The 18,026-nt window shown below is 70.7% G+C and carries 14 protein-coding genes; 8 read left to right on the top strand and 6 right to left on the bottom strand.

All coding sequences use genetic code 11. The features are described 5' to 3' along the window. Positions 1 to 424: 424 nt before the first annotated feature. The 8 genes from WMF36_RS08125 to WMF36_RS08090 all read left to right on the top strand — a co-directional run bounded on the left by WMF36_RS08125 (position 425) and on the right by WMF36_RS08090 (position 11,265). Positions 425 to 865 carry a hypothetical protein gene (locus WMF36_RS08125; protein WP_437579040.1) on the top strand — a complete coding sequence of 147 codons (441 nt, stop codon included), beginning with the start codon at positions 425 to 427 and terminating at the stop codon, positions 863 to 865. Between the two features lie 264 nt (positions 866 to 1,129). Next, positions 1,130 to 2,320, top strand: a complete 1,191-nt coding sequence (locus tag WMF36_RS08120) for a cytochrome P450 (RefSeq protein WP_437579039.1) — start codon at positions 1,130 to 1,132, stop codon at positions 2,318 to 2,320. Between the two features lie 257 nt (positions 2,321 to 2,577). Continuing rightward, complete coding sequence (locus WMF36_RS08115; RefSeq protein WP_437579038.1) at positions 2,578 to 3,831, top strand: hypothetical protein; 1,254 nt, start codon at positions 2,578 to 2,580, stop codon at positions 3,829 to 3,831. 353 nt (positions 3,832 to 4,184) lie between these two features. Further along, a complete protein-coding gene (locus WMF36_RS08110; RefSeq protein WP_437579037.1) occupies positions 4,185 to 4,775 on the top strand; it encodes a GTP-binding protein in 591 nt (196 codons plus the stop codon). 295 nt (positions 4,776 to 5,070) lie between these two features. Continuing rightward, entirely contained in the window at positions 5,071 to 5,511 is a 441-nt protein-coding gene (locus tag WMF36_RS08105) for a hypothetical protein (protein WP_437579036.1), read from the top strand. 366 nt (positions 5,512 to 5,877) lie between these two features. After that, complete coding sequence (locus WMF36_RS08100) at positions 5,878 to 7,680, top strand: hypothetical protein (protein WP_437579035.1); 1,803 nt, start codon at positions 5,878 to 5,880, stop codon at positions 7,678 to 7,680. A 157-nt stretch (positions 7,681 to 7,837) separates the two neighbouring features. Continuing rightward, on the top strand, positions 7,838 to 8,206 hold the full coding sequence (locus WMF36_RS08095; protein ID WP_437579034.1) for a molecular chaperone DnaJ: 369 nt from the start codon (positions 7,838 to 7,840) through the stop codon (positions 8,204 to 8,206). Positions 8,207 to 8,796: 590 nt separating this feature from the next. Beyond that, positions 8,797 to 11,265, top strand: coding sequence for a cellulose binding domain-containing protein (locus tag WMF36_RS08090; RefSeq protein WP_437579033.1), 2,469 nt, complete (start codon positions 8,797 to 8,799; stop codon positions 11,263 to 11,265). A gap of 35 nt (positions 11,266 to 11,300) precedes the next feature. Here WMF36_RS08090 and WMF36_RS08085 read toward each other — a convergent pair whose 3' ends face one another. The 6 genes from WMF36_RS08085 to WMF36_RS08060 form a co-directional block, all read right to left on the bottom strand. Continuing rightward, positions 11,301 to 12,293, bottom strand: coding sequence for a rhamnogalacturonan acetylesterase (locus tag WMF36_RS08085; protein WP_437579032.1), 993 nt, complete (start codon positions 12,291 to 12,293; stop codon positions 11,301 to 11,303). Between the two features lie 53 nt (positions 12,294 to 12,346). Beyond that, positions 12,347 to 13,534, bottom strand: coding sequence for a hypothetical protein (locus tag WMF36_RS08080; protein ID WP_437579031.1), 1,188 nt, complete (start codon positions 13,532 to 13,534; stop codon positions 12,347 to 12,349). Next, a complete protein-coding gene (locus WMF36_RS08075; RefSeq protein WP_437579030.1) occupies positions 13,531 to 14,637 on the bottom strand; it encodes a tetratricopeptide repeat protein in 1,107 nt (368 codons plus the stop codon). Before WMF36_RS08075 ends, WMF36_RS08080 begins: the two co-directional genes overlap by 4 nt. Then, positions 14,634 to 15,272 carry an RNA polymerase sigma factor gene (locus WMF36_RS08070; protein ID WP_437579028.1) on the bottom strand — a complete coding sequence of 213 codons (639 nt, stop codon included), beginning with the start codon at positions 15,270 to 15,272 and terminating at the stop codon, positions 14,634 to 14,636. The genes WMF36_RS08075 and WMF36_RS08070 overlap by 4 nt, the downstream gene beginning before the upstream one ends. Before the next feature lie 113 nt (positions 15,273 to 15,385). Then, on the bottom strand, positions 15,386 to 16,657 hold the full coding sequence (locus WMF36_RS08065) for an arabinan endo-1,5-alpha-L-arabinosidase (RefSeq protein WP_437579027.1): 1,272 nt from the start codon (positions 16,655 to 16,657) through the stop codon (positions 15,386 to 15,388). A 429-nt stretch (positions 16,658 to 17,086) separates the two neighbouring features. Next, on the bottom strand, positions 17,087 to 18,001 hold the full coding sequence (locus WMF36_RS08060; protein ID WP_437579026.1) for a hypothetical protein: 915 nt from the start codon (positions 17,999 to 18,001) through the stop codon (positions 17,087 to 17,089). Between the last annotated feature and the right edge of the window lie 25 nt (positions 18,002 to 18,026).

Genomic DNA, 18,026 nt, shown 5'->3' with positions numbered 1-18,026 from the left:
GGACAACAGAGCCATTGAACTAGTTCATGGTTCTGCTGTCCTGACGTCGACTCTGGAGTTGGCATCAACCGTGAATAAGCTCCAATGCGAGGGCCGACTGGCTCTTCCAGGGGGCGCGTGAGCTCCGGGACGGCATGAGCGAACATTGATTTGCAGCGCGCAGGGCGCTTCGCAGCAGCGCGCCGCGCGGGAGGGCTTCGTTATCGGAGCCCGCTCGATACAACATGGCTGCACCGAAACCGGCGTGAGAGCGCCGGCTGACGACCCTAGGTCGAGATCGATCGAAGCGGATGCGCCCCCGACGGGGCCGCCCGAGCGCGCGATCGATCGATGGGACTCGCGACTGGCTCATGACGAACCGGTGCTCTGCGCTCGTCGAACGTTCAAAGTAAACCACGAACCTGTTACCCGAGGATAAGCAAACATGAAGTCGATCAAGTCTCGCGTTCTGTCCGGCGTTGGCGCTGCTCTCGTTGCTCTCAGCCTGTCGACCACCGCGCTGGCGTCGTGGTCCACCCCGGCTCCCACCGACGTGCCGGACTACACGAGCGTGACCAGCGCCGTCGGCCTCATCACCGCCCAGATCACGGACATCATCGCGCTGGTCGGCGTGAACGCCGAGGACATCAAGGTCGTATATCTCGAGGATATCCTGTCGGGCGACGAGCTCGTGAACGTGAACAACACGCTGAACAACCTGCTCGTGAAGCTTCAGCTCGTCAGCCTTCAGAACTCACTGAACGGGATCGACATCCTCAACAACGTGAAGATCGGCGACATCCTCAGCGACAACGACGTCGACCTCAAGGATGTCGTCGCCGTCAAGGTCTTCGACGACGGCAAGGTCCTCGTCTTCAGCAAGTAGGACGACGACATCGACGGCGCGGAGCGCCGGCATCACGAGATCGAAGCCCGGGAGGCGCGCTGCCTCCCGGGCTTTGCTCGGTCAAAGTGACCGACCACCAGGTCATCTTGACCGGCCAGCGCGGCGCTCCATCCCGCGCCGCGGCCGTGAAATCCGGCGCTCGCCGCCTGGCCTCCGGGGTGCTCTCGGATGCGCCCGTGGTCCGCTCGCCCGCGGCAGCCCTCGAGGGGGCTGCCCGGCCGAGGGGCCCGGGAGGCAACTGCGATGCATCATCGGATGGACGTGCTCTCACCCGAGTTTCGAGCGAATCCGTATCCCTGCTACGCCGAGCTGCGCCGCGCGGCGCCGGTCTGCCAGGTCGAGCCCGGCGGGATGTGGGCCGTGAGCCGGTACGAGGACGTGCTCTTCGTCCTCAAGAGCCCTGAGCTCTTCTCGTCGCACGGCTTCAAGGCGGCGTGGCAGCCGCCCTGGGTGGGTTACAACCCGCTCGCCAGCTCGATGCTCGCCCTCGACCCGCCGGCGCACACGCGGCTGCGCGGGCTCATCCACCGGGCGTTCGGGGCGCGCACCGTGGCCCGGCTCGCGCCGCAGGTCCGCGCCGTCGCCGAGGAGCTCGCGGGCACCCTCGCGGGAGAGCTCGACTTCATCGACGCCTTCGCGATGCCGCTGCCGGCCTTCGTCATCGGCGAGGTGCTCGGGCTCGACCACGGGCTCCGCAGGCACTTCAAGCGATGGGCCGACGACATCCTCTCGGTCACGCCCGGGCCGGAGCCCCCCGCCCACGCCGAGCGCATCCGGACGACGATCGCGGAGCTGACCGGGTACCTGAGGGACGTCGTCGCGGCGCGCCGCCGCGCCCCGGCGGACGACACCGTGAGCGACCTGATCCGCGCCGAGGCCGACGGACAGGCGCTGACGGACACCGAGATCGTCGACTTCCTCGTCCTCCTCTTGCTGGGCGGGCTGGAGACGACAACCCACCTGCTCGGCAATGCGCTCCTCTTCCTCGCCGATCACCCGGACATGATGCGACGCCTGCGCGCCGCGCCCGACCTCGTCCCGCTCTTCCTCGAGGAGGTGCTCCGGTACGATGGTCCGAGCCAGTCCGTCCCCCGGCTGACCACCCGGGAGGTCGAGCTCGCCGGGGCGACGCTGCCGCCCGGGGCGCTGGTGCTCGCGCTCGTCGCCTCGGCCAACCGGGACGAGCGACAGTACCCCGAGCCGGACCGGTTCGATCTGCACCGCGGCTCCCACGGCGGGCTCCAGTTCGGACACGGCATTCACTTCTGCATCGGCGCGGCGCTGGCCCGCATGGAGGCCCGCGCGGCGCTCGAAGCGCTGATTGCGCGCTTCCCCCGGGTCGAGCGCGGCCCCGGCGAGATCGTCTACAATCGCACGCTCACCGTGCGCGGCCCGGTCGCCCTGCCGCTGCGGTTCATCGCCGGGCCGGCGTGACGCGCGCAGACGAGGGTGACGGAGGCGCGCCACCCGCTCTCGACGGTCGCGGCAAGTCGCGGCAAGTCGCGGCAAAAGCCTCCCGCGCCTGCTCATCTTGACAGAGGGCGCGCTCGCGCTATCCTCGGCACACCGGTCAGGAACAGGATCCGTCATTCCACCGACCGCCGAGTCATGACGGGCCGCGCAAGCGCCAGGCGACGATAGACTCAAGGATGTCCCCGAGCCTCCCTGGCCGGGGATGATGAGGTCGCGCCATGCGAAAGGCGGAAATCGACGCTCTGGTGCGCGCGCACCGGGGCCGTGCCCGTCCCGTCGCGTTCTTTCATGTGCTTCGCCAGCCGGCGCTCGATCCGGACGATCATGCCTTCTTGTCCGAGCACATCGAGGAGCTCGGGACATCCGATCTCCTGCGCTGGAGGGCGCGGTGCGAGAGCGGCTTCAGCGGGCCAGTGATCCAGCAGCTCGCCCGGCTCGCGATCCGGGATCCCGCGCACTTCCAGCACGAGGTGCTGGGCGTGCCGCGCCTCACGCTCGACGAGGAGGAGTGGATCGAGCTCTCGGATCTCGTGCGCGGCAAGGTCCCGGCGGGGATCTACGAGCGCGTGCTCGCGCGCTGCAAGCGCGAGCCCGTGCAGTGGGCCCCGGGGTTCGTCTTCTCGCCCAGGGTCTACCGGGGGCTGCCACCGCTCCTCGACGGCGACGAGCTCGACGGCCTCGGCGCGGAGCGCCCCGCGCTGCGCGATCTGCCGGTCGCGAAGATCCTCGCGGCGCGGCGGGCGGGGGTGCTGTCGCTCGACGACGGCGCGCTGGCCGCCCTGGCGATGGAGCGCGCGCGCGGCTCGGACGAGGACTGGAGCGTCGATATCCCCCATTTCCCCGCGGTGCTGCGGGACGCGATCCTCGAGAAGGCGCGGCGGACGCCGCGGGGGGCAGAGCGGGCGAACCTGCTCGGCTGGCTGGAGGCGCACGGCGTGGCGAGGGCCGCGCTGATGGATATCGCGCTCGGGTCGATCCGGGCGGGGGGCGACGCGTATCCCCTGCTCCCGTGGCTCGCGCGCCAGCTGACGACGCGGGCCGCCTGGGACAAGCACGGTCTGGAGACGCTCTCTGCGCTGATGTCGAGGCGCGCCTTCTCGGAGATAGGCGAGCTCGTGACGTTCGCGTGGAGCGACGCCGGCCAGGGCGGCAAGGAGGTCTCGCGCGGCTTCCTGGAGGCGATCCAGGTCGCCTTCGCGCTGGTCCTCCTCGGGATGGCGCGGGAGGCGCTCGCGGCGGGCCGAAAGGCAGGCGCGACGGCGGCGCTCTCGGCGCTCGCGTGCCTCGACCCGCCGTCGCGCGTGAGCCGCGCGGTCCACGAGCTCCGGCGGGTCCCGGGCGCGAGCGAGGATCAGGATGTCGTGGAGCTCATCGCGGTGAACGAGCGCCTCGTGAAGCACAGCGACGCACGCGACGCCTCTCTGGAGGGGTTCGTGGCCGCCCTTCACGCGATCGCCGACGCGTCCTGCTGAGCGCCGCCGGCGCCCCGCCGCTCGGGGCGGCGGCCGTGGCAACAGAGCGGCTCGCGGCCGGCGGCCCGTGACGTAGCGCGGAGGGCGGCCGCCGGGGCGCGGCGCGCCCGCGAGCCGGGCGCGCCGCGCTCGATGCGGCGATTCGTGAGGGGGAGCGGCCGTCGCTCTCCCTTCCAGCGTGGGGGCCGACCGCCGCCTCCCTTCCATCGCGAGGGCGGGCGGTCGCGCTCCTTTGCCATGCGGCGACGGGCCGTGGCCTTCGCTTCCCATGCGACGGCCGCCTGTCGCCTTCGCTTCCAATGCGGGGACCGGCCTTGCCTCCCCTCGAACGTCGACTCTGGAGGAGCACGCCGATGGCGTTCATCAATTATGCGAGCCGGGAGATCTACTGCAAGATCGTCTATTACGGGCCCGGGCTTTGTGGGAAGACGACGAACCTTCAATATGTGTACGACCGGACCGTGCCGAACGCCAAGGGGCGGCTCATCTCGCTCAAGACCGAGAGCGATCGCACGCTGTTCTTCGATTTTCTGCCGCTCGATCTCGGGGGCCTTTCGGGCTTCCGGACGCGCCTTCAGCTCTACACGGTGCCGGGCCAGATCTTCTACAGGGCGAGCCGGAAGCTGATCCTGAAGGGGCTGGATGGCGTCGTGTTCGTGGCGGACTCGCAGCGCGCCCGGCTCGACGCCAACCTCGAGTCGATGACCGACCTGTGGGACAACCTCGCCGAAGAGGGCCGCTCGCCCGGGCGGCTGCCGTTCGTGATCCAGTACAACAAGCGGGATCTCGACGGGATCGCCGATATCGCGGAGCTCCGCGGGCTCCTCAACCCGGGCGGAGCGCCCGAGTTCGAGGCCGCGGCGGCGAGCGGCCGCGGGGTCTTCGACACCCTGAGGGCGATCGCGAAGCTCGCCCTCAAGGAGATGAATCGCGGGCGCCGCTGAGGCGCACCGGCAGGGAGACCGGCAGGGAAACCGACACGCCGCTCGCCCTGCAGGAGCGCTCGGCCGCGATTTTCTCTTGACGATCTCCCAGGTAGCTGAAACCGTGATGCGCATTGTGGGCGAGCCGTCAACAGCAGCGCACAGCGGGCCCGTTACCCCCTTGACCGAGCGCGTTCCTCCGAGCTCCGCGGGAGACGCAGGCGGTCCTCGTCGACGCAACCCACCACTCCGTCAGGAGATCCTCCAGATGAAATCCGAACGCGCACTCCAGCACGCAAGCTCTGCCATCGTTCTCATGTCCATCGCCCTCTTCTCGACGGGGTGCTTCTCGCTGCTCACCGCCGCGGCCGCTTCCGACGACGCCAAGGCGCGGGAAGCGCAGGAAGCGCAGAAGGAGAAGAAGGAAGCTCCCCCGATCCCCGCGCCCGGCAAGATTCACGACGAGACGCTCGCGCAGCAGCTCGTGGACAAGATGACGTCCAAGGGGACCATCACGGCCGCCAAGGTGATCTTCTCCGACGACGAGTGGCGGATCGAGCGCAACGAGAACAGCGGGATCGTGACGGGCCGCGTGGCGAACGCCACCGTGATCTACAAGAAAAAAGACGGCAAGTGCACCCAGGACCCGTCGATGCTGCGCCAGGAGTTCGTCGGCAACGAGTTCGTCGGCCCTGGCGAGTGGGCCCTGATGATGACCGACAAGTACGAGATCCCGTGTGAGAAGGGCGGCCTGTAGCGCGGTGCTCGGACGAGCGTGAGGTGAGCCGCCAGGGCGCCGAGGACGCCGGGAGAAGAGCGCTGAGCTCTCCTTTCGCCCTCGGCGCCCTGGCTTTTTGTTGTCCCCGGGTCGCCGCCAGGCGACGCCCGGCTTGCGCGCCGGCGCGCGGTCCTTGAGCGAGCCCCTGCCCAGGTTGAGCAAGCCCTCGCGCATCGCGCCCGGTCGGCGTCCGGACGCCGCGCAGCGCGGGCCTCGCTCTCTCGCCTTTTCGCCGGCGCGACGCGCCCGAGGGGGCCAGGCACATCGATTGCGATGGCCCGGCACGCTCGCCCGAACGCCCCGCTCCGGGGACGGCTCGGGCAGGGCCCAATCGAGGGATCGACCATGAGCGACGTAGAGACGAAGGCGCTTTTTCTTGGGTTTGCCGCCGTGCTGGCCGGGTGCGGGGCCGAGGCGAGCGAGGAGACCGCCGGCCAGGAGATCGCGCAAGGGCAACAGGCGCTGTACGGGGACCTGAACACGAGCTCGTGCACGCTCGCGCAGCGCGACGTCCTCGTGGAGGCGCACCAGGCCGGCCGCCAGATCGCGATGACCCGGGAGTTCGACGCCTGCCTGCGCCACCGGATGATGGAGTGGTACAAGCCCTGTTACGAGGGCAGCGACGATCCGTTCGCGAACCAGCCGAGGAGCACGCAGTACACAAAGGCGCGCGACATCATGCGGAGCGGCAACATGGCCGACGTGACCGTCACGTGCGCCGACCTGACCGAGCGCGCCGGCGAGGCGCAGTACGATCATTACGGCGACTCCCACGAGCGGGTGAGCCTCGACAGGGGCTACCTCGACGGCGTGGCCGTCTCCGGGCTGAACGACTACGAGCGCGCCGACGTCGCGGGCTTCCTCTGGCACGAGTCGATGCACCAGCAGGACTACCGCCATGACAGCTGCGGTTATCCAGAAGGCGAGTACGAGCGGGGCTTCCACAGCGTGCCCTACATCGCCGATCGCTGCATGCGCTCGGCGGGCATCCTCGGCCGAGCCATCGTCAGCACGGACGACGGCCGCGCCCAGGAGCTCGGGATCGGCCGGCATCGCGCGAGCCTGGGGCACCTCGCCGGCGTGGGCGACAACAGCATCGCGCGCATCCGCCTGCCGCCCGCGAGCCGCCTGCGGTACTGCGCCGACGAGGGCTCCGGAGGGACCGGCATCAACTGCACGACCTTCGAGAACCCCACCATCGAGTACGGGGGCGCGCACGAGGTGCTCGCCGGGTACAAAAACGCGATCTCGTTCGTCGAGCTCGAGCCGATGGCGCTGCTCTTCAGCCAGCAGGACTACCGCGGCAGCGTGTCGGCCTTCCGCTACGGGGAGCACCGCGCCAACACGGGGAATTTCGCCGGGGTCGGCAACGACCAGGCGCGCTCGATCTACGTCCCTCCGGGCGCGCGGGTGCGCGTGTGCACGGACGAGGGCGGGACGAGCGGACACGGGTTCGGGACGTGCCGGTTCTACGATGAGCCGACGCCCGCGAGCCTGCTCGCCGGCGTCTCGTACGCGGAGGTCGTGCCCGTGGTGACGGCCTTCACGGAGAGAGATCTCTATGGCACACGCGTGAGCTTCGGGGCCGGTCGCTGGGCCGGCGCGGCGCTCAGCGCCATCGGCGACAACCGCATCGTGTCGCTCGTCGTGCCCCAGTCGCTCACGGCGCGCGCGTGCAGCGACGCGGGCAGCGGCAACACCGGCGCAGGCGCGTGCCAGAACCACACGCGCACCACGTTCGATCTCGGCACCGGCCTCGCGGGCGCGGTCTCCTTCCTGGAGGTCACTCCCGCGCCCCTGGGCACGTCCACGCTCAGCGTGGTCCGCGCTCCCGGCAGCGGCGCGGGCCGCGTGGTGAGCACCCCGCTCAACATCGATTGCACCTCGAGCTGCTCGGCCGCGTTCCCGACGCGCAGCGAGGTGTTCCTCCTGGCCTCGTCGGCGGGCCACGACGTCGTGTTCACCGGCTGCGACAGCGTCCTCGGCGATGCCTGCTTCGTCACGATGATGGGCGCGAAGTCGGTGACGGTGAAGTTCGTGCCGAACAACTCGGACGGCTGCTACGACTCGTGCCTCGACCTCTGCCAGGAGGACGGCCAGCTCACGCCGAGTCAGTGCGCGCAGTCATGTAACGCCGAGTGCCTGTAGCCGCGGCTGGCTTCCTCGCCCGCTCGGCGGGCGCCCGGCCCCGTGCGCCGCGTCCGCCGCGCCGACGCGACGCTTCGCCTGGACTCTGCGTGGCGCGAGGCGCGAGGCGCGCGAGAGAAAGCCTGCACGCGCGCGGGAAATACAGTACACCCCCCGGATGGTAGAGACGTGCGGGATCTGCGGCGGCGACGGTCGGATCGCCAACTCGTTTGGAAATACGACCACGTGCCCGAGCTGCCACGGCTCCGGCCGGCGGTCCGACGAGGGAGGCCTCCGCGACGTCACCAAGACGAAGGCCTCGCACCACCGCCCGACGAACGTGGCCGCCGTCGTCGAGAAGCAGACGTGGCCCGCGACCTTCGAAGGCGGCCAGCTCGCGAACGAGGTGAAGGCCTGCGCGACCGTCTCCAACGACACGAAGGCGAAGCTGACGCGCGAGATCATCGAGCACGAGGGCAGCCACGGCAAGTGCACGCAAACCTTCATCAAGAAGATCCGCAAGCAGATCCGCCCGCCGGCGCCCTGACCCCCGGCGCAGACCGCGGGGGCGGGTGCAGGTCGAGCCCCCGCTGACGTCAGGCGTCGCGCAGGACGCCGGCAGCCAGGCGCGCCGGCGGCGCTCCCAGGGGCACCTACTGGACATTTGTCCACATGCTGTGGATTTCTTGTGGGTCGCCCGCGCCTCCATGTCGCCTCGGACCGTGGTCTGCCTGCTGCCCGGTCCGGCTTTTCGGGAAGAATCCACGGATCCGGAGCAGACAGGGCAGCGCCACGGATGTGGGTGGGCGAGCACGGTCGCTCGTTTGCGCGAGAGCTGCAAAGAACGTCGAGAGGATGTCGGGAGTTCGCTGGTGACGTAGGTCGCGTGGACACCCGCTGTCATCGAGATGGTGCGGGAGGATCACGCATTCTCGTGCGCCGCAAAAACTCTGATCTACCGAGAAGCGCATAGCTTTTTGGAACTCTGGTGACTGGATCCGAGCTGCTCGAGCAACCTGGAGATCGTTCCTTGATCCTCGGTCGCCGGGACCTTCTGTCCAATGAATCGACGGCCGCGGAGAAAAAGGACCTTTCGCGGATCGCCTCGTGCGCCGCGTGCTTTGAAAGGATTTTTCCATGCGAGCTTGCATATCGGCAGCAACGGCCACCGCCCTCGTGCTCCTCGGAGCGTGCGTCGTGGAAGACGCGTACGGGCCTGAAGGAGAGATCGAGCAACAAGAGGCCTGGAATCAGCCGCTGACGGGCGACGGGCTGACCGCAACGCTGACGTATGGGTCGGACTGGGGGACCGGGTACTGCGCCGACGTCAAGATCCAGAACACGGGAACGACGGCGACGACGACCTGGCAGGTCGCCACCCACATGAACGGGTCGTCCGTGGCGAACGCCTGGAACGCCGCCACGCGCATGAGCGGGTCGCAGCTGATCGCGACGCCCGCGGACCACAACGCGAGCCTGGCCCCGGGTGCATCGACGAGCTTCGGCTTCTGCGCCACGGCGAGCGGCCCCACGCAGCGCGCAGCGCTCGCGAGCGTGACGGCGGGCGGGTCCGGCAGCAGCAGCAGCAGCAGCGCCAGCAGCAGCAGCAGCGCCAGCAGCGGCGCCGGTGGCAGCGGCGGCGCCAGCAGCGCCAGCAGCAGCAGCAGCAGCGCCAGCAGCGGCGCCGGCGGCAGCGGCGGCGCCAGCAGCAGCAGCAGCGCCAGCAGTGGCGCCGGCGGCAGCGGCGGCAGCGGCGGCAGCGGCGGCAGCGGTGGCTCCGGCGGCGCCGCCCCGAGCGGCCACTACCAGATGGAGGACCTCGATCGCGGCGTGGTCGCCATCAAGGTGTCCAGCGGCGTCTACGTCGGGTGGAGGATGTTGGGTTACGAATACGACCCGACGACCCCGAGCGCGATATCGTACGACGTGTACCGGAACGGCACGCGCATCGCGAACGTCACGAACAGCACCAATTACCTCGACACCGCCGGCGCCACCTCATCGACCTATGCAATCAAGGCCGTGGTGGGCGGCGCCGCGCAGGCGACCTCGCCCGCCGTCGCCACCTGGGGCCAGAACTATCTCCGCATCCCGCTCGAAAAGCCCGCGAACGGAACGACGCCATCGAAGTGCGACAACGCGGGCGAGAGCTACTCGTACTCCGCCAACGACGCGAGCACTGGAGACGTCGACGGCGACGGACAGTACGAGATCCTCCTGAAGTGGGATCCCTCGAACGCCAAGGACAACTCCCAGGCCGGCTGCACAGGGCCCGTCTACCTCGACGCCTACAAGCTCGACGGGCGGCGGCTGTGGCGCATCGACCTCGGGAGGAACATCCGGGCTGGCGCGCACTACACGCAGTTCGTGGTGTACGACTTCGACGGCGACGGGAGCGCGGAGGTCGCGGTGAAGACCGCTCCAGGCACGCGCGACGGGACGGGCGCAACGCTGCGCCGAGGGCCCGCCGCCTCCGACGACGACGCGGCGGACTACAGGAACGCCGCGGGATACGTGCTCAGCGGCCCCGAGTACCTGACCGTGTTCGCCGGAAACAACGGCGCGGAGCTCGCGACCGTCGCCTTCGACGTGCCCCGCGGGACGGTCTCTTCGTGGGGGGACTCGTACGGCAACCGGGTCGACCGGTTCCTCGCGAGCGCCGCCTTCGTGAGCGACCTCGGGAGAGGACAGGACGCGAGCGGCAGGCCGGCGATCCTGATGGCCCGCGGCTACTACACGCGAGCCACGATCACCGCCTGGAGCTTCCGCGACGGGAGCCTCAGCCAGATCTGGAAGGCCGATAGCAACGCGAACACCGCCTATACGGGCCAAGGTGCCCACTCGATGGTGGTGGCCGACGTCGACGCCGACGGCGCGCAGGAGGTGATCTACGGGGCCTCCACGATCGACAGCAACGGCACCCGGAAGTGCTCGACCGCGCTCGGACACGGCGACGCGCTGCACGTCAGCGACTTCGTCCTCTCTCGTCCGGGGCTCGAGGTGTTCATGCCCCACGAGGACGGCAGCAAGCCGACCTTCGACCTCCACGACGCGAACTCGTGCGCGATCCTCAAGCAGGGGCCGGTCACGGGAGCCGACACGGGGCGCGGCGTGGCGGGCGACGTGCTCGCGAGCAACCCCGGCGCCGAGATGTGGACCAACTCCACGGGAGGGCTCCTGTCCGCCACAAGCGGGTCGAACGTCGGGAGCCAGCCTGCTTCGGCCAACTTCCTGATCTGGTGGGACGCGGACGAGCTGCGCGAGCTGCAGAACAACACGTCGATCACCAAGTACGGCGGAGGCTCGCTGCTCAGCTGCAGCCAGTGCGCGTCGAGCAACGGCACGAAGTCGACGCCGACGCTCACGGCCGACCTGCTCGGCGACTGGCGGGAAGAGATCATGTGGCACGAGTCGGACAGCTCGGCGCTGCGGCTGTACACCACGACGAACGTGACGGCGCGGCGGATCTACACGCTGATGCACGACCCGCAGTACCGCATGCAGATCACCTCGGAGCAGACCGCCTACAACCAGCCGCCTCACCCGAGCTTCCACATCGGCGGCGGCATGGCGGCGCCCCCCAGGCCCGATATCCACGTCCGGTGACGCGGACCGCGGCGGACGCACAGAACGCCGGGAGGTCAATCCCGGTACTGCGCGAGCAGCAGGCCGGCGTCCGCGGCGCCGTCGGCGACGAAGCCCGCCATGGTGCGGGCGCCGGTCTCGTTGAAATGGGTGCCGTCGACCGACCCGTCCGCCCGGACGAGGAAGAAGTCCTCGCCCGCCGCCACGCACCCGATCGAGTTCAGATGGGCGAGCGTCTTCTCGTTGAGGTCGATGACGGGCACGTCCAGCTCGGCCCCGAGCTCCCGCATCGCCTGCGCATACGCGCCCACGCCGTTGCCGAAACTATGGCTGTCGCCGGTGCACGATCGCCGCGGGGGCGGGGTGACAAGCACCGGGTTGGCGGCCTGCGCCTGCGCGCCCATGATGTACTGCGTGAGGTAAGATTTGAAGTCCGTCGCGGGGTCGAGGTAGTACGGAATCGTGGCGCCGTCGTGCTCGTACGTCGCGGTCTTGTTGCTGTCGTTGGTGCCGAACTGCACAAGCAAGTAGTCGCCGCTCTGGATGTCCTCGAGGAGCTCGGTCAGGCGGTCCTCGTCGATGAACCGGCGCGCGGTCCGGCCGCCGATGGCCCGGTTCTCGACGTGCACCCGCGCGTCGAAGAACTCTCCCAGCATCTGACCCCAGCCCGCCTGATGAATGGAGCTGTTCACGTACGTCTGAACGGTCGAGTCGCCGGCGATATACACCGAGATGTCCGGCAGCGCGGCGCTCCCGCCGCCGCCATCGGAGCCGCCTGAGGCGCTCGTGGATCCGCCGGCTGCGCCGCCGCCGCCGCCGTCAGCCGAGCCACCGTCGCCTGAGCCACCTCCGCCCGCGCCGCCCACCCCCGTGACGCCGGCGCCTGGTTCGCTGCTCGCGCCGCCCGCGCCGCTGCTGCTGCTGCTGCTGCTGCTGCTGCTCTGCGCGGGGGGCCGGTCATCGACGTCTGCTGGGCCGCAGCCGCCGGACGCGAGGCCGGTGACGAGAGAAGAAAGCACGAGGGTCAAGAAGATGGGGTGAGTTCGCATGACGGGCTCCTGATGGAAAATAACCTACGAACGAGCATGCTTTGGGCGCGCCGTCAGAGCTCGATGCCGACGAGCACACCTGGCCGGAGCCGGTAACGCGCAAGCACGGTCTCGGCCCCCTGCTCGAGCGACAGCTCGTAGCGGACGCGCGCGGGGTCGAGCTCGACGAAGAGCTCCGTGAACAGCCGGAGATCCCGGCTCAGCGGCAGCTTGACCACCGAGCCGGCCACCAGCACGAGCGCGTTCGAGGCGCTCGCATCCGCGGGGACGAACGCCGACGGCCCCGCGCTGCCCGGCCTCGGCGCCGCGTCCACATGATCGATGCCCGCGCCGAGCCGCACGCCGACCTCGAGCGGCGTCACGCCCGTGGCAAGGGAGTAAAGCCAGCAGGCGTCCGCCCGGAGCGCGATCGTGCGGAGATCGAGGCCGATGCGCGGCTCCTCGTAACGGCGCTCGAACTGGTACTGGAAGCGCGTGTCGAGGGCGAGCCGGTGCTTCCCCCAGCTCCCGCCGAGCGCCACGCGCACGCCGGGGCCGTGCGTCAGGCCGACCTCGGCCGAGTGGGTCGTCACGCCGTAGAAAGCCCCGAGCTCCAGCGCCCGCCGGCGCGCCGGCGCCGCCGCGGGGACCGGCGCGCCGGCGGGCACCTCAGGGGGCGTCGTCTGGCGGAGGATGAGCGCGCGCGCCTGCTCCCGATCGAGCGAAGCGCGCGCGTCCACGCGCAGCGACCGCAGCGATAGCTCCACGACCTGCGCCACGGACTCGCGGTCGAGCTCGTCGAAGCGGCCCGAGAGCTCGATCGAGCGCACCAGGAAGCGATCGGCCACGGGATCCGTGAAGTAGAGCGCGGCGCGGCGCGGGTCGCTCACGTCGATCCAGCACGAGAGGGCCACGCCGGAGGAGGCCCGCGTCGCGAAGAGCGCCGTCGCGTTGAACCGCGGCGCGGTCCGGAAGCGGACCGCGAACGCCGAGAGCGCCTCGGACTCGAGCGCCGTCCGGATCGCGCCGAGGTTGTCCGCAGCGCCCGTGAGCACGATTTCCACCACCGGTGCTCCGGACACCGGTGCTCCGGACACCGGTGCTCCGGACACCGGTGCTCCGGACACAGGCGCTCCGGACACAGGCGCTCCGGGCGACCCGGACGACGCCGCTGCCGTCCCGTCGCTCGCCAGGGCGCGCGCCGCGGAGAGCGCGATGGCCGCGGCGACCGCGAGCCAGACCGTCGCCCGCTTCGTGATCACCCTCCGAGCTCGGCTAGACGGCGACGGGCGTGCTCGACGTACGGCGAGCCCGGATGCTCCCGGAGCAGGCGCCGCCAGCTCTGGGCCTCCTCGGCGGGGCGGCCGAGCGCACGCAAGGCGCGCCCGCGGCCGTAGAGCGCCTCGACCGCCAGCGGCCGCGAGCCGGCCACGCCGAGGTACCGGTCGAACTGCGCGAGCGCCGCGGCGGGCGAGCCGGTGTTGAGGAGCAGGCTGCCCAGCGACACGAGGGAGAGCGTGGCCTCGGGCGACGTCGCGAAGCGCTTCTGGAGCGAGCGATAGAGCTCGATGGCGCGCCGGGAGCTCCCGGCGCGCCGCGCGTCGTTGGCCTCCCGGAAGAGCTGCTCCGCCGTCGAGGCGGCGGAGGACGACGCTGCCGCGCTCGGCCCGCGCGAGGCGTCGCGCGGCCTCGGCGCAGGCGCCGCGAGCTCCGGCAGCGCCGCTCCGGAGGGCGCCGGCGCGCTCGACGGCGCCGGCAGCGCCGCTCCGGAGGGCGCCGGCTCGCCGGCAGGCAGAACGGCCTGGGGGAGCGCGACCGCGCGCGGACGGGACATCACCGCGCGCACCGACGGCTCCAGCAGGCGGGCGATCGGCCCTGACGCCGTCTCCGGGTGCCGGCGGACGAGCGCCGTGGCCGCGACGGCCACGCCGCAGGCGAGGACGGCGGCCGCGGCGTAGAGCCAGACGCTGCGCCGCCATCCGGCCCCGCGCCGCCCGGCGAGACCGCCCGCGAGTTGCGCATCGTCGTCTCCGCGCCGGACATCGTTGTCGGGTCGCACGGCCGCGCTCGCGGGCCACATCGGCGCGCCGTCGCGCCCCGCGGCCGCGCTCGCGGGCCACACCGGCGCGCCGTCGCGCCGCAGATCGATCGCCACCCCGCCGATCGCGGCGCTCGCGATCCGCGCGAGGAGCTCCGCGTCCCCGGGCTCCGCCGCGCCGGCGGCATCGAAATCCTGCGCGAGCTCCCAGGTGATCCGGCATGACTCGCAGGAGCCGAGGTGGGCGTCGAAGGCGAGCCGGTCGGGCTCGGTCGCGACGCCGCGGCGCACCCGGATGAGGAGCTCGTTCCGGCAATCCGCGCTCATGATTCCCTCTCCCGGAAGAGCTCGGCCAGCTTCGCGTTGTTGGCGAGCGCGCGCTTCAGCGCCTCCTTGCCGAGCCGGAGACGGCTCCAGACCGTGTTCGGAGAGACGCGGGCGAGCGCCGCGATCTCGTCGACCGTGTAGCCGAGCACGAAATGAAGGGCGAGCGCCTCCGCTGTCGACTCCGGCATCCTGTCGAGCACCTCGAGCACCATCTCACGCCGCCGGTTGGAGACCGTCTCGGCGAACGGCGACGCGCCGCGCTCGTCCGGCGCGATCTCGATCGGCGCGTCCGGCTCGTCGAAGCGCGCGCGCATGCGGAGGCGACGGCGCGCGCCGAGCGCGGTCATCACGGCGATGCGGTTCGCGAAATGGAGCACGGTACACTCCGCGCGGAAGGAGGGCAGCGCCTGGAGCAGCGCGAGCACGGCTTCCTGGGTTACATCTTCGACGTCAGGGTGATGAGGGCCGAGCACCTTCCTCACGCTCCGCAGCATGGCCCCGCCGAGCTCGGTGATGAGCGTGCGGATGGCCGCGGGGTCGCGCGCCGCCGCGGCCCGAGCGAGCCCGAGCAGGTCGTCCGCCCTCGGAGGTGCTCCCTCCGGCGGCGCGGTGAGATCGGTCGCGGGCTTTCGCACGTTGAAGACGATGCACGAGGGCAGAAGTCTGGGTCAAGGCACACTTGGATGCGTTCTATGGACAGCGGCCTCGCCGCTCCGCGTCGACGCCGCGAAACGCGCGAGATCGCATGTCAGGGCCCGCCGGAGCGCGGCCAACCGTCGCTGTCCCACACGAGCTCCGAGATCCGCAGCGTGGGGGCGCCGTTCGCTTGGGCATCGTAGGCGTGATAGATGTTGTAGGCCCGATCGTCGGCGAACAGGACGGCGTTGTGCCCGGGCCCTCGCCACCGGCTGCCGCCTTCCACGAGGAGGGTGCCGCCGCCGGACATCATCTCTCTGCCCTCCTTGTCCACGTACGGGCCGGTGATGCTCGTCGAACGCCCCACGGCCATCTTGTACGTGCTGTCGGTCCCGCGGCAGCAGCTGTCGAACGAGACGAACAGGTAATAGAAGCCGCAGCGCCGGACGATGAACGGCGCCTCGATCGCCCCTCCGGCGTCGGGGCGCGAGGCGAGGGCGTGCAGCTCCGCGTCGGCCCGCTCCCCCGACAAGGTGAGCTTCACCATCTTGATGCCGGTCCAGAAGCTCCCGAACGCGAGCCACGGCGTCCCCGCCTCATCGATCACGACGTTGGGGTCGATCGCGTTCCAGTCGTCTCGCCTCCCGTCGTTCGAACAAAGGGTGGCGCCGCGGTCCGTCCAGGGCTCTCTGGCGTCGAGCGACGCCTTGGTCGCGTGCCCGATGCACGACTTGTTGCTGCCGAACGTGGAGGCGGAATAGTACAGATGATAGGTGTCCCCGAAGCGCGAGATATCGGGCGCCCACAGATCCTTCACGCCCTGCACCTTGGCTTCCAGCCAGGCGGGCTTCGTGTCGAACACCCGACCGGCATCCTCCCAGTCGATGAGGTTCGAGGAGATCTTCATGGGGATCCTGTCCCCCGTCTGGAACAGGTAGGTCCGGTCGCCCGCCTGGATGGCCACCGGGTCGTGGGTCCCCAGGTTCCCGGACAGGCGCAGCGCCTCGGGTGGGCTCGCCGGGTCGTGGAGCGCGTCGGCGCACCGGTCGCCGGCCCCGCCGGCCCCGCCGGTCCCCCCCGCGCCGCCGGTCGCCCCCGCGCCGCCGGTCCCCCCCGCGCCGCCGGTCGCCCCCGCGCCGCCGGCCCCTCCCCCGCCGCCGATGCCGGCCGTCGCGCCGGCATCACCTCCCGCGCCGCTGCTCGCCGTGGTGGTGGAAGCGGTCGTCGTGGTGGTGGCGCCGGTGGCGCCGCTGTCCTGCCCCCCTGAGCCGGAGCCCGATCCCGGAGTCTCCGAGCCGCAATGCAGCGAGGCGGCGACGCTGATCAGGCCCCACGCGCGCGCAGACACCCATCGTAACCGCATCCGGCGAAGCATGAAGCGCATCTGGAACTCCTGAAGCTCTCTTGGCGGAGCGTTCGTCGGTGTACTGCCTGCGGAGGTCAGCGCACGCACCTCGCGTGCTCCCCCGGGACCAGGCGTCTCGCAGCAACACCGCACGCTCTACCAGAGCGCCGGTGAGGCTGGCTCCCTGTCCTGTCCTCGAACGTCATCGGGAGCCTGTCGTTCCTCGTTTCCCACGTGGATCGGAGCGCCCGCAATCAATCACGGATTGCGCGAATTTCTCGTGGCCGGCTCAGAGCATTCTCTTGCAGCGGTAAATTTATGCGAGGAAAGGATATCACGGCTCCACGCGGTCGTGCGCCTGTGCCGTGGAGGGGTCGCCTGTGCGGGCGTCTCCTCCAGCGCCGCCCGCGTGCGCCGCGCTGGGCTCCGGGGCCATCTCCGCGATGCGCGGGGCCTGAGCCTGCGGGGTTACGGCGCGACGCGGTGGGCTTCGTAGATGTCGGCCACGCTGGTCCGTGTCGACGCGAAGAACAGGACGGAGCCGTCCGGTGAGAGGTGCGGATCGGTCTCGCGCTCCCCGGGGAGGTTCACCGGCTCCTCGAGCGGCGCTGCCTCCTCGAACGCCGCTTCGGCGCTTGCCCGCCGTGCCCAGAACAGGTCTCCCCCTCCCGCGCGGCTCGCTCGGAACAGGATCTGCTTGCCGTCGTCGAACAGGAACGGTCCGCCCTCGTCGCCTGGGCCGTCCAGCCCGGCGAGCGGGACGAGCGCGCCCCAGTCGTCCTCCGGGCGTTCGCGCGATGCGATCGCGAGGTACGTCTCCGCGTCCGCGGGCGTGACACCGGCCACGACGTGGAGCCCTGGGGGATCGACGTGAGGGCCCATCACCGTGGCGCCCTCGACGGCGAGGGCGTCCACGTGCACCGGCTCCCCCCACGGGTCGTCCCGGCTGGCGCGCTCGGCGAGCCAGGTGCCCTGCGGCTCGCGCCCGCTGTAGAACCAGATCCGGAGCCCATCCCCGGAGACGCAGGGGGTATCCTCGATGCTCTCGGCCAGGTTGATGTTCTCCACGACGTGCGGCGCGTCCCAGGGCGAGCCCACCCCTGCCCGCCGCGACGTCCAGATGTCCCGGTTCCCGTCGCGATCGGACATGAAATAGATCTCGAGCAGATCGTCCGTGAGGGTCGGGTCCTCTTCCCTTTCGCTGCTGTTGATCTCCGTCACCGCCGTCGGCGCCTCGAACCTCGGCCGCTCTGGCGCGCCCGCGCCGCCTCCGCCCTGCCCCGGCGCGAGCGCACCGATCACGATGTGCTGGTCCTCGCACCCCGCCCCGCCGAGCGCGAGCCACAGCCCCGCCGCCCCTGCGATCCTGCGAAACCCGCTCATCCTATCTCCGCTCACACCCAGAACC

It is taken from the genome of Sorangium sp. So ce887, assembly GCF_051521455.1.
In the GTDB taxonomy this organism is placed as follows: domain Bacteria; phylum Myxococcota_A; class Polyangia; order Polyangiales; family Polyangiaceae; genus Sorangium.
This window is presented reverse-complemented; position numbering and strand designations above follow the sequence as displayed.

What these genes read in the sequence shown, in the direction of transcription:
- WMF36_RS08125 (WP_437579040.1), top strand. Translation starts at nt 425, where the DNA reads ATGAAGTCGATCAAGTCTCGCGTTCTGTCCGGCGTTGGCGCTGCTCTC.
- WMF36_RS08120 (WP_437579039.1), top strand. Translation starts at nt 1,130, where the DNA reads ATGCATCATCGGATGGACGTGCTCTCACCCGAGTTTCGAGCGAATCCG.
- WMF36_RS08115 (WP_437579038.1), top strand. Translation starts at nt 2,578, where the DNA reads ATGCGAAAGGCGGAAATCGACGCTCTGGTGCGCGCGCACCGGGGCCGT.
- WMF36_RS08110 (WP_437579037.1), top strand. Translation starts at nt 4,185, where the DNA reads ATGGCGTTCATCAATTATGCGAGCCGGGAGATCTACTGCAAGATCGTC.
- WMF36_RS08105 (WP_437579036.1), top strand. Translation starts at nt 5,071, where the DNA reads ATGTCCATCGCCCTCTTCTCGACGGGGTGCTTCTCGCTGCTCACCGCC.
- WMF36_RS08100 (WP_437579035.1), top strand. Translation starts at nt 5,878, where the DNA reads ATGAGCGACGTAGAGACGAAGGCGCTTTTTCTTGGGTTTGCCGCCGTG.
- WMF36_RS08095 (WP_437579034.1), top strand. Translation starts at nt 7,838, where the DNA reads ATGGTAGAGACGTGCGGGATCTGCGGCGGCGACGGTCGGATCGCCAAC.
- WMF36_RS08090 (WP_437579033.1), top strand. Translation starts at nt 8,797, where the DNA reads ATGCGAGCTTGCATATCGGCAGCAACGGCCACCGCCCTCGTGCTCCTC.
- WMF36_RS08085 (WP_437579032.1), bottom strand. Translation starts at nt 12,293, where the DNA reads ATGCGAACTCACCCCATCTTCTTGACCCTCGTGCTTTCTTCTCTCGTC.
- WMF36_RS08075 (WP_437579030.1), bottom strand. Translation starts at nt 14,637, where the DNA reads ATGAGCGCGGATTGCCGGAACGAGCTCCTCATCCGGGTGCGCCGCGGC.
- WMF36_RS08065 (WP_437579027.1), bottom strand. Translation starts at nt 16,657, where the DNA reads ATGCGCTTCATGCTTCGCCGGATGCGGTTACGATGGGTGTCTGCGCGC.
- WMF36_RS08060 (WP_437579026.1), bottom strand. Translation starts at nt 18,001, where the DNA reads ATGAGCGGGTTTCGCAGGATCGCAGGGGCGGCGGGGCTGTGGCTCGCG.